Source organism: Oscillibacter sp., from assembly GCF_031978065.1.
In the GTDB taxonomy this organism is placed as follows: Bacteria; Bacillota; Clostridia; order Oscillospirales; family Oscillospiraceae; genus Oscillibacter.
The window spans coordinates 1-13561 of record NZ_DALZCH010000084.1 but is presented as its reverse complement, the minus strand read 5'-3'; the positions used below and the strand labels follow the sequence as shown (position 1 = coordinate 13561).

13 protein-coding genes and 1 other annotated feature are annotated in these 13561 nt (G+C 59.0%); of the genes, 11 read left to right on the top strand and 2 right to left on the bottom strand.

The genetic code is table 11. The features are described 5' to 3' along the window. Together metA and RTK01_RS12110 are read right to left on the bottom strand one after the other, a co-directional pair. Positions 1-866: homoserine O-succinyltransferase (metA, locus tag RTK01_RS12115; RefSeq protein WP_312281224.1), on the bottom strand; the 866-nt coding region annotated here is incomplete at its 3' end. A 33-nt stretch (positions 867-899) separates the two neighbouring features. Next, on the bottom strand, positions 900-2189 hold the full coding sequence (locus tag RTK01_RS12110) for an O-acetylhomoserine aminocarboxypropyltransferase/cysteine synthase family protein (protein ID WP_312281223.1): 1290 nt from the start codon (positions 2187-2189) through the stop codon (positions 900-902). A 65-nt stretch (positions 2190-2254) separates the two neighbouring features. Next, positions 2255-2495: a binding site (T-box leader), on the bottom strand. Positions 2496-2711: 216 nt separating this feature from the next. On the opposite strand from RTK01_RS12110, the gene RTK01_RS12105 reads away from it, so the two are divergent. From RTK01_RS12105 to RTK01_RS12055, 11 genes are all read left to right on the top strand, one after another. Then, on the top strand, positions 2712-3575 hold the full coding sequence (locus RTK01_RS12105) for a class I SAM-dependent methyltransferase (RefSeq protein ID WP_293010288.1): 864 nt from the start codon (positions 2712-2714) through the stop codon (positions 3573-3575). 18 nt (positions 3576-3593) lie between these two features. Then, positions 3594-4442: an energy-coupling factor transporter ATPase gene (locus tag RTK01_RS12100; protein WP_312281222.1), complete on the top strand. Its 849-nt coding sequence runs from the start codon at positions 3594-3596 to the stop codon at positions 4440-4442. A 23-nt stretch (positions 4443-4465) separates the two neighbouring features. Beyond that, positions 4466-5332, top strand: a complete 867-nt coding sequence (locus tag RTK01_RS12095) for an energy-coupling factor transporter ATPase (protein WP_312281221.1) — start codon at positions 4466-4468, stop codon at positions 5330-5332. Continuing rightward, positions 5326-6129 carry an energy-coupling factor transporter transmembrane component T gene (locus RTK01_RS12090; RefSeq protein ID WP_312281220.1) on the top strand — a complete coding sequence of 268 codons (804 nt, stop codon included), beginning with the start codon at positions 5326-5328 and terminating at the stop codon, positions 6127-6129. Before RTK01_RS12095 ends, RTK01_RS12090 begins: the two co-directional genes overlap by 7 nt. Before the next feature lie 63 nt (positions 6130-6192). Next, entirely contained in the window at positions 6193-7089 is an 897-nt protein-coding gene (locus RTK01_RS12085; protein WP_312281219.1) for a hypothetical protein, read from the top strand. A gap of 52 nt (positions 7090-7141) precedes the next feature. Continuing rightward, complete coding sequence (truA, locus tag RTK01_RS12080) at positions 7142-7897, top strand: tRNA pseudouridine(38-40) synthase TruA (protein ID WP_312281218.1); 756 nt, start codon at positions 7142-7144, stop codon at positions 7895-7897. Next, entirely contained in the window at positions 7890-9068 is a 1179-nt protein-coding gene (locus RTK01_RS12075) for a DUF5711 family protein (protein WP_312281217.1), read from the top strand. Before truA ends, RTK01_RS12075 begins: the two co-directional genes overlap by 8 nt. A 67-nt stretch (positions 9069-9135) precedes the next feature. Next, positions 9136-9927, top strand: coding sequence for a CvpA family protein (locus RTK01_RS12070; RefSeq protein ID WP_312281216.1), 792 nt, complete (start codon positions 9136-9138; stop codon positions 9925-9927). Positions 9928-10002: 75 nt separating this feature from the next. Continuing rightward, positions 10003-12327 carry an ATP-dependent Clp protease ATP-binding subunit gene (locus tag RTK01_RS12065; protein ID WP_312281215.1) on the top strand — a complete coding sequence of 775 codons (2325 nt, stop codon included), beginning with the start codon at positions 10003-10005 and terminating at the stop codon, positions 12325-12327. A gap of 24 nt (positions 12328-12351) precedes the next feature. Continuing rightward, complete coding sequence (locus RTK01_RS12060; RefSeq protein ID WP_312281214.1) at positions 12352-12561, top strand: hypothetical protein; 210 nt, start codon at positions 12352-12354, stop codon at positions 12559-12561. A gap of 36 nt (positions 12562-12597) precedes the next feature. Continuing rightward, on the top strand, positions 12598-13419 hold the full coding sequence (locus RTK01_RS12055) for an EFR1 family ferrodoxin (RefSeq protein ID WP_312281213.1): 822 nt from the start codon (positions 12598-12600) through the stop codon (positions 13417-13419). Positions 13420-13561 lie beyond the last annotated feature (142 nt).

Genomic DNA, 13561 nt, shown 5'->3' with positions numbered 1-13561 from the left:
AGCCAGTTGGTATACAGCAGATTGGCGCAGGAGCGCCAAGTGACCACCGGGGGCTGGGTGGGGTCGTCGTTGGGAAAATAGTGTTTGGGGAGCCTGATGGGGGAGCCCGTGGATACGTCCCGGTCGTATTCGCCTTTCAGGGTGTCCCGGTCATACTCCGCGTGGCCCATCAGGAAGATCTGACGGCCTCCGTCGGTTTTCACCGCGTAGATTCCCGCCTCCGGCGACGAGGCCAGAACTTTCAGCTCCGGCACCGCCTCGATATCTTCTCGGTCCACGGTGGTGTGGCGGGAATGGGGGACCCAGAACACATCATCAAAGCCCCGGAAGAGGATGAAGCCTTGCTCCTCCACCGTATGGGGAAACACGCCGAAGAGCTTCTCCGGCAGGGGGCGTTTGGGGATTCCGTAGTGATAGTAAAGTCCCGCCTGCGCGCCCCAGCAGATGTGGAGCGTGGAATGGACATGCTCCTTGCTCCACTCCATGATTTCGCACAGCTCCGGCCAGTAGTTCACCTCTTCAAAGGGCTTGTTTTCAACAGGCGCGCCGGTGATAATCAGTCCGTCAAAGTCCCGATCCCGCACCTCGTCAAAGGTCTTGTAAAAGGACAGCATGTGCTCCTGCGGCGTGTTTTTGGGCACATGGCCCGAGGGGGCGATCAGCTCCAGCTCAATCTGAAGCGGAGTATTGCCCAGAACCCGAGCCAACTGCGTCTCCGTTGCCACCTTGTTGGGCATCAGATTCAGCAGAAGAATTTGCAGGGGGCGGATATCCTGCGTCATGGCCCGCTGCTCGGTCATGACGAATATATTTTCCCGCGTCAGCGTACCGGTGGCGGGCAATTCATTGGGTATTTTAATAGGCAAGGTCGGTGTCTCCTTTCAAAGCGAGGAAAGCGCTCACGCGTTTACCTGCTCCAATGCCTGAGCGATATCTCCGATCAGGTCTTCTTTACTCTCAAGGCCGCAGCTGATCCGCACAAGGCCGGCCGGAATTCCCGCCTCCTGAAGCTGCGCGTCCGTCATCTGGCGGTGAGTGGAGCTGGCGGGGTTCAGACAGCAGGTGCGGGCGTCCGCCACGTGGGTTTCGATGGCGGCAAGCTTCAGATGCTTCATAAACTCCCCGGCGGCGGCGCGTCTGCCCTTCAGCTCGAAGGAAACCACGCCGCAGGAGCCGTGGGGCAGATATTTTGCTGCCAAGGCATGATACTTGTCATTGATTAGACCGCAGTAGCTGACGGAAGAGACCTTGGGATGCTTCGCCAGATATTCCGCCACGGCCTGACCGTTCTCGCAGTGGCGAGCCATGCGGACATGGAGACTCTCAAGACCCAGATTCAGATAGAACGCGTGCTGGGGGGACTGGATGGAGCCCAAATCCCGCATGAGCTGGGCGGTGCATTTGGTGATAAACGCACCCTCCTTGCCGAACTTTTCAGCGTAGGTGATGCCGTGATAGCTGTCGTCCGGGGTGCACAGGCCGGGGAACTTCTCGGCGTGGGCCAGCCAGTCGAACTTGCCGGAGTCCACAATGGCCCCGCCCACGGCCGCGCCGTGGCCGTCCATATACTTGGTGGTGGAGTGGGTCACAATATCCGCGCCCCACTCGAAGGGACGGCAGTTGATGGGGGTGGGGAAGGTGTTGTCCACAATCAGAGGAACACCGTGGCTGTGGGCCGCCTGCGCAAATTTCTCGATATCCAGAACGGTCAGGGCCGGGTTTGCAATGGTTTCACCGAACACGCATTTGGTGTTGGGCTGAAAGGCGGCGTTTAGATCTTCTTCCGTGCAGTCCGGGGAGACGAAGGTGCATTCCACGCCCATTTTTGCCATGGTGACGGAGATGAGGTTGAAGGTGCCGCCGTAAATGCTGGAGGAGGAGACGATGTGGTCTCCGCAGGAGGCGATGTTGAACAGGGCGTAGAAGTTGGCCGCTTGACCGGAGGAGGTGAGCATCGCCGCCGAGCCGCCCTCCAGCGCGGCAATTTTCGCCGCCACGTAATCGTTTGTGGGGTTCTGGAGCCGGGAATAAAAATAGCCGTTGGCTTCCAGATCGAAAAGCTTGCCCATGTCCTCGGAGGTGGCGTATTTAAAGGTGGTGGACTGGATGATGGGAATTTGCCGGGGCTCGCCGTTGCCGGGAGTGTAGCCCCCCTGAACGCAGACGGTTTCAATGTTCTGCTTGCTCATACTGTTGAACTCCTTTCTGTATGACGCCTTGGGGCAAAAGAAAAAGACCCCCGCCTCAAAGCATCCTTTGAGACGAAAGCCATAACTTCCGCGGTACCACTCAAATTGCGCGCCGTAAAACGCGCCTCTCACAGGCTCCAACAAGCCCTCTGCCTTAACGCGGCGACACGGAAAGACCTGTCCCTTTGCGGGTTCGCCCTTTCGGCTCGGGAGCCATAGACACTGAAAACGTTTTCCCACCGGCTCGCACCAACCACCGGCTCTCTGAAAGGTCTACGCCTTCGTCCTCTCCGTCACTGCCTTTTATATATTACACTTTATATTGGAAATAATTTTAACACGATTTTTTAAAAAGTCAAGGCCCTTTTCCTGCATCAAAGGCCCTCCAAATTGGGGAAAGGCGGGGGTGCGCGAGGCCCAGTCAGGCTCCGCCCAAGGGGCGAAATCCTTGATTGACGGGGCGGCGCTATTTGAAGTATAATAACACGATTGAGTACTAAAGGAAAAAACGGAGGAACCACCATGTGGATTGCGGAGAGCTGGCGGGATTATGAATTGCTGGACTGCGGCGGCGGCGAAAAGCTGGAGCGCTGGGACAGGCAGCTCTTGGTGCGCCCGGACCCTCAGGCCATCTGGGAGACGGACCGTGCCTATCCCGGCTGGAAAAAGGCCGATGGGCGGTATCTCCGCTCCCAGACCGGCGGCGGACATTGGGAAAAAGGAAAGCTGCCGGAGAGCTGGCAGGTTCATTACGGAGAGTTGACCTTTCAGGTGAAGCCCATGAACTTCAAGCACACGGGCCTGTTTCCAGAGCAGGCGGTGAACTGGGATTTTGCCATGGAAAAAATTAAAAATGCGGGGCGGCCCATCCGGGTTTTAAACCTGTTTGCCTATACCGGGGGGGCCACGGTGGCCTGCGCTAAAGCAGGGGCCGAGGTGTGCCATGTGGACGCGGCGAAGGGGATGGTGGCCTGGGCGAAGGAAAACGCCCGGCTCTCCGGCCTTGCGGACGCGCCCATCCGCTGGATTGTGGACGACTGCGCCAAGTTTGTGGAGCGGGAAATCCGGCGGGGAAAGACCTATGACGCCATCATTATGGACCCCCCCAGCTATGGCCGGGGTCCCGGCGGCGAGGTTTGGAAGTTGGAGGAAAACCTGTACGAGTTCGTGAAGCTGTGCGCCGGAGCGCTGTCGGACAAGCCGTTGTTCGTGCTGATTAACTCCTATACCACGGGGCTTGCTCCATCGGTGCTGGGGTATTTATTGGGCATTCTGGTGAAGGAGAAGTACGGCGGCAAGTGCGCATGGGACGAGCTGGGCCTTCCCGTAACCAGAACGGGCCTGTATCTTCCCTGCGGCGCCACGGGGCGCTGGTGCAGCGAATAAGGATTGGAAGTAGTAAAGATGTCTACGATTCTTGAAACGGAGCGGCTTCAATACCTCTACCCGGCTGTGGAGGAGGGAGAGCAGGCGGTGCAGGCCCTTCGGGGCGTCGACCTGAACATTGAAAAAGGCTCCTTTGTGGTGATTTTGGGGCACAACGGTTCCGGAAAATCCACGCTGGCCAAGACGTTTAACGCCATTCTTCTGCCCTCTGCGGGCCGGGTGCTGGTGGAGGGGATGGACACCGCCGACGAGGATCGGCTGCTGGACATCCGCCGCCGGGTGGGTATGGTGTTTCAAAACCCGGACAACCAGATTGTGTCCAACGTGGTGGAGGAAGACGTGGCCTTTGCGCCGGAAAATCTCGGCGTTCCCACGGCGGACATCCGCCGCCGGGTGGATGAGGCGCTGGGTGCGGTGGGCATGGCGGACTTTGCCCAGCACGCGCCCCATCTTCTTTCCGGCGGGCAGAAGCAGCGCATCGCCATCGCGGGGGTGATCGCCATGGAGCCGGACTGCATCGTTCTGGACGAGGCCACCGCCATGCTGGACCCCACAGGCCGGCGGGAGGTGCTTTCCACCGCCCGGCGGCTGAACCAGGAGAAGGGCATCACCGTGGTGCTCATCACCCACCACATGAACGAGGCGGAGGACGCGGACCGAGTGGTGGTGATGAACGAGGGAGAGCTTGTCATGGACGGTTCGCCCCGGGAGATTTTTGCCCGGGTGGCGGAACTGAGAAATCTGGGACTGACCGTGCCGGACACGGTGGACCTGCTGGACCGGCTGCGTCAGGATGGGCTTGACCTGCCGCTGGACGCGATCACCGTGGAGGAATGCGCGGACGCGGTGGCGGCGGCGCTGAGATAAACAGGACAGGAAGGAACGGAGCATTGGAACCGATTTTAAAGGTCATGAATCTGACCCATACCTACGGGATTGGCACGCCCTTTCAGCGCAGCGCCGTGGAAAATATGAGCTTCGACGTGGCGGACGGCGAATTTTTGGGCGTTATCGGGCACACCGGCTCGGGAAAGTCCACTCTGATTCAGCACCTCAACGGGCTGCTGCGGCCCACCTCCGGGCAGATTTTGCTGGAGGGGAAGGACATCTGGGCCCAACCGAAGAAAATCCGGGACGTGCGGTTCCGGGTGGGGCTGGTGTTTCAGTATCCGGAGTATCAGCTTTTTGAGGAGACGGTTTATAAGGACATTGCCTTCGGTCCCGCCAACATGGGCAAAACCGGAGACGCGCTGGACCGCTGTGTGCGGGAGGCCGCGCGGCTGGTGGGCATCCGGGACGACCAACTGGAAAAGTCCCCCTTTGAGCTTTCCGGCGGGCAGAAGCGTCGGGTGGCGCTGGCGGGGGTGCTGGCTATGGAGCCGAAAGTTTTGATTCTGGATGAGCCTACGGCGGGGCTGGACCCTGCGGGACGGGAAAATCTTCTGGCAAATATCCGAGACTATCACCGGAACAAAAACGGCAGAGTCATCATGGTGAGCCAAAGCATGGACGAGGTGGCGCGAACGGCGGACCGCGTGCTGGTTTTAAAATCTGCCCGGGAGCTGATGGAGGGAACGCCGAAGGAGGTCTTCGGCCGGGCGGACGAGCTGCTCTCCGCCGGACTGGACGTGCCCCAGATTACCCGGGTGGCTATGGCGCTGAAAGCCCGGGGCCTTGCGGTGGACCCGGCGGTTTACACTGTGGAGGATTTGGAGAAGCAGCTCTTGGCCCTGCGAAAGGGGGCGGAGGGATGCTGAAGGATATCACCCTTGGGCAGTATTTCCCGGGAAACACCGTGGCCCACCGGCTGGACCCCAGAACCAAGCTTTTACTGACGCTTTTTTATATTGTGGGTCTCTTTGCGGCTGACTCTGTGCTGACCTACGGAATCATGATTCTTGTGTTTATAGTCTGCGCCCGCGTCTCCCATGTGGGCGCCCGGGCGTTGGTGCGGGGATTGAAGCCGGTGCTGTTCATTATTCTGTTTACCGGCATTTTAAATCTGTTCTTCACTCCGGGCGACGATCTGTTCCGGTTCGGCGTGCTTCACGTCTCACGGCAGGGGCTTGCCATGGCGGTGCGGATGGTGCTGCGCATCATGCTGCTGATTATGGGGACGTTTCTTTTGACCTACACCACCAGCCCCATCCGTCTGACAGACGGGCTGGAGCGGCTGATGGGCGGATTGAAAAAGGTACGGGTGCCGGTCCACGAGCTGGCGATGATGATGTCCATTGCTCTGCGCTTTATCCCCACGCTGATTGAGGAGACGGACAAAATCATGTCCGCCCAGAAGGCCCGGGGGGCGGACTTTGAAAGTGGAAACCTGTTTCACAAGGCTAAGGCCCTGATTCCCATTCTGGTGCCGCTGTTCATCAGCGCCTTTCGCCGGGCGGACGAGCTGGCGGTGGCTATGGAGTGCCGCTGTTATCACGGTGGCGAGGGGCGGACGAAGCTGAATCCCCTGAAATACGCCGCGCGGGATGTTTTGGCCCTGCTTTTCGGTGGGATAGTGACGGCGGGGGTCATTGTGCTGGGCCGGATTGGCTTTTAAGACAATCCCGTGTCTTGCGGGCCGAGCACCGGAGAACCGGAACGAAGAAAGGAGCGGCTGCCCATGAGAGAAAAAAAGCTCATTTTCTGGCTTCTGGGGCTGGCGTTTGCGCTGTGCGCCGCGCTGGCGGGCCTCGTCCTTTTGCAAGGCAGCCGTCTGCGGACTTTGCGTGAAAACGCCCCGGCTGCGATTTCTTCCCCGCAGGACGACGCGCCCGTATCAACCACGCCGGAGAACTCCGCTCACCTAACGGCAGCGTTTGAACTGACCCCTGCCGGGACGGACGAGACAAAGGGGACGGCGACGGCGGAGATCACTCTGCGGCTGTGGGAGGACCAAGTGGACGCGGCGGTCAAGCTGCTGATTGAAGCGGGAGAGAAAACAGTTTCCGTTCCGCTGGAGCAAAGCGCCAACCGGACCTATACCGCGCCTGTGACGCTGGCGCTCCCCGACAAACAGAGCAGAGAGGACACTCCCGTATCTCTGACAGTGGAGGTGGAGGAAGGCGGCGTCCTTTCCCGAGAGCGGCTTTGGGAGTATCCCAATTCGCTTTTTATGACCACGACACTACGGACGGATTTAAAAGAGGGCGGCATGACCTATGTGCGTAAATCACTTCCCACGCCGGGGGTGGGCCTGATGCGGATCAACCCGGAGTGCCGTCTCACCGTGATGGACGTGGATGAGAGCGTGGCTATAAAGGATCCGGCCTTTCGGTTATACTGCAACGGGGAGCTGATCAAAAGCCTGCCCGCCGTGGAGGATGAGACGGGGCGAAATCTATACGGCCCGCAGACGTGGGACAATGCGCTGGTGTGCCGCAACGGGGACTGGGTGAACCTGTCCTTTTCCTGCACCGGGGAGGATGGGCGCTTCTACGAATTTCCGCTGGAAACTGCCCGCATTGCCCATGGACAAGGGGAAGTGACCTCCCGGCTCATGCCTCCGGCTGTGTCGTGAGCGGAAGAGTTCCCCGAAGTGCAGGCCGCTTAGAAGCTGAGGAGGAGAGGTTATGCGAAACATTGCGCTGAAGCTGATGTACAACGGCGCCGCCTACCACGGATGGCAGGTGCAGAAAAACGCCGTCTCCGTCTGCGGGACGCTGGAAAAGGCGCTGGCGGAGGTTTGCGGCGGTCCGGTGCATCTCACCGGCTGCGGACGCACCGACGCGGGGGTCCACGCCGAGCGTTACGTGGCCAATTTCCGCACGGAAAGCCGCATTCCCACAGACCGGCTTCCCTTTGCCGTGAATACCCACACGCCGCAGGATATCGCCGTGCGGGAGGCGCTGGAGGTGGACATGAATTTCAACGCCATCGGCTCCTGTATTAAAAAGGAATATACTTACCGCATTTACAATTCCACTTTTAAGAACCCGTTTTACGTAAATCGGGCATATTTTTATCCCAAGCGGCTGGACGAGGAATTTTTAAGCCGCGCCGCCGGCATGTTTGTGGGGACGCACGACTTTGCGGCGGTGCGGAGTGTGGGGACGGAGACAAAGTCCACCGTCCGCACAATTTACTATTGCGACGTATCCCGAAGCGGGGACCTTTTGGAATTAAAGGTCTGCGCCGACGGGTTTTTGTATAATATGGTGCGTGCCATTACGGGGACGGTGCTCTACGCGGCGGAGGGGAAATTTACCCCGGAGGATATCCCGTATATTCTCGAAAACCGGGACCGCAGCGCGGCAGGTCCTACGGTTCCGCCGGGCGGACTGTACCTGACAAAACTTTGGTATGAGGATGAGCGGCTCAATGGCTGATAAACGGAACGACATCTGGAATGATGATGACGAGGAGGATCGCCCGCCAAGGCACCGCCTGCGGGGCTTTCTGGCCTTTTTTTTGCTGCTTGTGGCGGTGCTGGGCGTGGTGCTGGCTGCGGCATGGAGAGACGGCACGGGACTGGACGTTTTGCGGCGCTATGTTGCCTATGGCAAAAGCGAGGAAGACGGGTCCACGGGCTATATCTATGACGCGTCCCACAAAAACCGCTATGCAAAGCTGGGAAATACCCTTGCGGTTTTGTCGGACACGGCGCTTTCTCTGGTGGACGGAAACGGAAAGACCATATGGTCCGCGTCGGTAAAAATGGAGGCCCCGGCGCTGATTGCGCAAGGGGATCGGGCCGTGGCCTATGACGTGGGGGGCACGGAGCTGTACGTATTGGATAAGACCGGGCTGGTTTATCAGCTCACCGCAAGTGAGACGGAGCCGTACATTGCCGCCGCGCTGAACCAGAGCGGCGAGCTGGCTGTGACCGCCAAAAAGCAGAGCTACAAAGCTTCCATTGTCGTCTATGACGCAACGGGAAATGAGCTGTTTGAGTTCAGGTCGTCGGAGCGCTTCATCTCCGGCGCCTATGCCACCGACGACGGAAAGTATCTGGCAGCTGTGACGCTTGGCCAGTCCGGCGGAGCCTTTGCCTCGGGCCTTGTGCTCTATGACCTGACGGCGCAGGACCCCGTTGCGTCCTGGACCGTGGGCGAGGGGATGTGCTACGACATGGGGACGGTGAACCGAAGTCTGGCGCTGGTGTGCGACGACGGGGTGTATTTCAGCGCCGACGCGAGGGCGCTTTCCGCCACGTATTCCTATGGCGGCGCTTATCTGCGGGAATATGACCTCCATGGCGAGGGCTATGCGGTGCTGCTGTTAAACCGCTATCAATCCGGCAGCGTGGGCCGTCTTGTGACGGTGGGGTCAGACGGACAGGAGCTTGCATCCCTAAACGTCAGCGACGAAATTTTGAGTATTTCCGCTGCCGGGCGGTATATCGCGGTGCTGTATACCGATAAGCTTGCGATTTACACGCCGCAGCTTGAGCAATACGCATCTCTCAACGGTACGGATTACGCCCGGGAGGCGCTGATGGGCGAAGATGGCTCAGCTTTGCTGCTGGCGGCGGAGCGGGCAGTGCGCTTTTTGCCATGAACGTGCAATTCTGGTCGATATTTCAGCGCGGTTCACAAATTATTTACGAGTTGAGAGGTAGGCAAAGTTGAAAACTGCTGTTATAATAGACTGTATTCTCGCGGCTTTGCTGCTGGGCTTTTTGATTTACGGCGCGTGGCGGGGCCTGTTTCGCTCTGTGGTGGGGCTGGTGATTGTGGTTCTCGCTTTGACGGGGGCCACCTTTGCGGCCCGGGAGCTGACGCCCATGGCTGTGGATCTGCTTCGGCCTGTGATTGAGTCCGCCATTTCACAGAGAGTAGACGACGCAATGAGCGGCGGCGCATCCTCGCAGGCGGAAGGCCTGTCCCCGGAGGGGAGCGAGGCTGTGACTCCGGTGCAGCCGGAGCTTCCCACGGAGAGCATCGGCAGCGGGTCGTCTGCCGCCGGAAGCGGCGGGGAGGACAGCTCCCTGCTTCGCATACAGGCGGGAGAATTGCTGCGGCTGATGGGCTGGGATGACACGCTGACAAAGTCCCTGTCGGATAAAGCGGCAGAAAAGGTTCGGGAGACCGGTGTTTCTCTGGCGATGGCGGTTGCGGACAGCGTGACGGAATCCTTCGTATACATGCTGATTTTCGCCCTGTCCTTCGTGGCGCTGTTGTTGCTGCTTCATTTGGTGGCAAAGGCGCTGGATGTGGCGACAAAACTGCCGGGCATCCACTTTATCAACGGGCTGGGCGGCGCGCTCATCGGGTTACTTCAGGGGGCGCTGCTGATTTTTCTGCTTGTCTGGCTGCTGCGCAGCACCCGCGTCTCTTTTGACGCGGAGACGGTGGCCCAAACCCATTTATTGCGCTTTTTTGTCTCCAATGGTCCGCTGGACCTGCTTTTCTACTGAGCTAGCCCGGTTTTCCGCACGTCGGCGCAGCCTGCGCGGAATTCCGGACATCCACTGTAATTCTGGAGGTATACAATGCAACCGAAACTTTGCTCAAGATGCAAAAAAAATGTGGCCGTGGTGTTCATTTCCCGTCTGGACGGGGACAACACGGTAAACGAGGGCCTGTGCCTGCGCTGCGCCAAGGATCTGGGGCTTCCGCAGGTGGATGATATGATGAAGCGGATGGGGATTTCCGACGATGATCTGGAAACCCTGAACAACGAGATGCTTCAAGCCTTTGACGGCGTGGAGAACGTAGAGGACCTGCCCAAGGGCGAGACAGTCGAGCCCGAGCCCGAGGAGGAGGAAGGTAAAACCGCCACCTTCCCGTTTTTGAACCGGCTGTTTAACAACGGCGAGTCCCCCCGGGGCGACGAGCAGCCCTCCGGCGGCTCTGCCCGCGCGGACCGGGACCGGGAGCACAAGGGTGACAAAAAGCGCAAATTTCTGGAGAGCTACTGCCTGAACCTGACGGAGCGTGCCAAGTCTGGCAAGCTGGATCCGGTCATCGGGCGGGAGCAGGAGATTGAGCGGGTGATTCAGATTCTCAACCGTCGCCAGAAGAACAACCCCTGCCTGATCGGTGAGCCGGGCGTTGGCAAAACTGCCATCGCCGAGGGGCTGTCCCAGCGCATTGCGGATGGGAAAGTCCCCTTCAAGCTGCGGGAGAAGGAGGTTTATCTTCTGGATTTGACCGCCTTGGTGGCAGGAACCCAGTTCCGTGGCCAGTTCGAGTCCCGGATGAAGGGGCTCATTGACGAGGTGAAGCGGCTGGGGAATATTATCCTCATGATTGACGAGGTGCACACCATCGTGGGCGCGGGAGATGCCGAGGGCAGCATGAACGCCGCCAATATCCTGAAGCCCGCCCTGTCCCGGGGCGAGATTCAGGTCATCGGCGCCACTACCTTCACCGAATACCGCAAGTCCATTGAAAAAGACACCGCGCTGGAGCGTCGTTTTCAGCCTGTGACGGTGAGTGAGCCGTCTTTGGAGGACTCCATTCAGATTTTGAAGGGACTGGCCCCCAAGTACGAGACGTTCCACGGCGTGAAGCTCTCCGATGGGATTTTGCGTCAGGCGGTGCTGCTCTCCGAGCGGTATATTACCGACCGGTTTTTGCCGGACAAGGCCATCGATCTCATCGATGAGGCCTGCTCCGATTTGAATCTGAAAGACCCGGACATTTCCCGCCGCATGGAAATTCAGCGGGAACTGGACGACTATGAAAAGGAAACCGCCATGCTGGAGGAGCTGGCCGCCGAGGAGGGGGCTGAGCCGGATTATGCCCGGATGGCCCTTTTGAAAAGCAAACAGGCCAAGCTTGGGACGGAGCTGCAAGTCCTTTTGGATAAGGGCGACCCGTTGCTGGCCATGGAAAATCTGGCCCACGTCATTGAGCTGTGGACGAAAATTCCTGCCTCCCGTATTCGAGAGCAGGAGTTCCAGCGTCTGAGCCAGCTTTCCAGCCGTCTGAAAACCCACATCGTGGGGCAGGACGAGGCCGTGGAGGCCGTCACCGCCGCCGTGCGGCGGAACCGGGTGGGCATCAGTCCCAAGCGCAAGCCCGTCAGCTTCATTTTCGTCGGCCCCACCGGCGTGGGCAAAACAGAGCTGGTGAAGCAACTGGCCACAGACCTGTTCAACACGCCGGATTCTCTGATTCGGCTGGACATGTCCGAATTTATGGAAAAGCACTCCGTCTCCCGCATTGTGGGGTCTCCACCTGGCTATGTGGGCTATGACGAGGCGGGCCAGCTTACGGAGAAAATTCGCCGGAAGCCCTATGCTGTGGTTCTCTTCGACGAAATTGAAAAGGCGCATCCGGATGTGCTGAACATTCTGCTTCAGATTCTGGACGACGGAGAAATCACCGACGCCCACGGGCGGAAGGTCAACTTTGAAAATACCGTCATCGTCATGACTTCCAACGCGGGCAGCGCCACCAAAGAGGGGACGGTGGGCTTTGACCGCACTGCCGGACAGCAGGACAGGGCCAAGGCCATGAAGGGGCTGGAGCAGTTCCTCCGCCCCGAGTTTATCAACCGGGTGGACGAGGTGATCTGCTTTAACCGCCTTAGCGAGGAGAATTTCCAGTCCATCGCCCGCATCATGCTGGAGGAGCTGACCGCTTCCCTGAAGGAAAAGGGTGTGACGCTGACGTATGGCGACGAACTGCTGGCATATCTCACCCACAAATCCTATTCCATCACCTATGGCGCGCGGAATCTGCGCCGCACCATCCAGAAAGAGCTGGAGGACCCCATGGCGGCGAAGATGATTGACAGCTACGAGCATCCCGTGTCTCAAATCAGGGCCACGGTGGAGGACGAAGGAATTAAGATTGAGGCTCTTTGAGGGCTGTAAAGTGAGGTGACTTTCGTGCTGTTTCGTAAGGACATCGATCCCCGGTGCGCTTATTGCCTGCGGGGCGCACAGATCAATGAGCGGGACGTGGCCTGCGTGAAGCGGGGAATTGTTCCCGTAGAGGGCAGTTGCCGCAGCTTCCGGTACGACCCGCTGAAAAGGGTTCCGCCCCGGCCTGCCACTTTGGAAACGGAGCGGCTGAGAGAAGAGGACTTTTCACTTTAAGAGCGGTTTGAAAACAGAACAAGGGGGAAAATGGATATGGCGATCCAGAGAGTACGGGTGGTTTATTTCAGCGCCACAGGCTCCACCGAAAAGGTGGCGATGGCTGTGGCCAAAGGGGCGGCGTATAAGCTTGGAAAACCGGTCACGGTGACGAATATTTCCCTGCCTATGACGCGTGCAAAGGAAATTTCCTTTACGCCGAGCGACTTGGTAATCGTGGCCACACCCACCTACGCGGGGCGCGTTCCCAACAAGATTTTGCCCTATTTCCAGAACAAGATAACGGGCAACGGTGCGCTGGTCGTGCCAGTGGTACTGTTTGGCAACCGGAGTTTTGACAATGCGCTGGCGGAGCTGTGCGCGGAGCTGGAGGCCCACGGCTTCCACACCGTGTCCGCCGCTGCCTTTGTGGGGCAGCATGCCTTTGCAACCGAACTGGCCCACGGTCGGCCCAATGCGCAGGACTTGGATCAGGCAGAAGACTTCGGCAAAAAGGTTGCGGAAAAGCTTTTGTCGCTGACGGAGACGCCTGCCCCCGTGCAGGTGCCCGGCGATCCCGCCGCGCCCTATTACACGCCGCTGGGAACCGACGGTCAGCCCGCCAAGTTCCTGAAGGCAAAACCCGTGACGGATATGAAGAAGTGCTCTCAGTGCGGCGTGTGCGCCGCCGTCTGCCCCATGGGAGCCATCGACCCGAAAAATGTGGCCAGCGTTCCGGGGACATGCATCAAGTGTCAGGCCTGCGTCACAAAGTGTCCGCTGGATGCGAAATATTTTGATGACCCGGCGTTTTTGTCCCACAAGGCCATGCTGGAGGAGAATTATACCCGACCGGCGGAAAGTGCGCTGTTTTTATAAGAGAAGTCTTTCGTACGCGCGGCGATGCAATCGCCGCGCGTACGTTTTATGAGAAAGCCTTGGCTTCACCGGGGAAGAAAGCTTCGTTCCGGCAAACGAAGTTTGTCGTCTCGCATTCTCCTGAGCAGCCGGATTCGCCGGG

What these genes read in the sequence shown, in the direction of transcription:
- RTK01_RS12055 (WP_312281213.1), top strand. Translation starts at nt 12,598, where the DNA reads ATGGCGATCCAGAGAGTACGGGTGGTTTATTTCAGCGCCACAGGCTCC.
- RTK01_RS12110 (WP_312281223.1), bottom strand. Translation starts at nt 2,189, where the DNA reads ATGAGCAAGCAGAACATTGAAACCGTCTGCGTTCAGGGGGGCTACACT.
- RTK01_RS12090 (WP_312281220.1), top strand. Translation starts at nt 5,326, where the DNA reads ATGCTGAAGGATATCACCCTTGGGCAGTATTTCCCGGGAAACACCGTG.
- RTK01_RS12075 (WP_312281217.1), top strand. Translation starts at nt 7,890, where the DNA reads ATGGCTGATAAACGGAACGACATCTGGAATGATGATGACGAGGAGGAT.
- truA (WP_312281218.1), top strand. Translation starts at nt 7,142, where the DNA reads ATGCGAAACATTGCGCTGAAGCTGATGTACAACGGCGCCGCCTACCAC.
- RTK01_RS12100 (WP_312281222.1), top strand. Translation starts at nt 3,594, where the DNA reads ATGTCTACGATTCTTGAAACGGAGCGGCTTCAATACCTCTACCCGGCT.
- RTK01_RS12085 (WP_312281219.1), top strand. Translation starts at nt 6,193, where the DNA reads ATGAGAGAAAAAAAGCTCATTTTCTGGCTTCTGGGGCTGGCGTTTGCG.
- RTK01_RS12105 (WP_293010288.1), top strand. Translation starts at nt 2,712, where the DNA reads ATGTGGATTGCGGAGAGCTGGCGGGATTATGAATTGCTGGACTGCGGC.
- RTK01_RS12065 (WP_312281215.1), top strand. Translation starts at nt 10,003, where the DNA reads ATGCAACCGAAACTTTGCTCAAGATGCAAAAAAAATGTGGCCGTGGTG.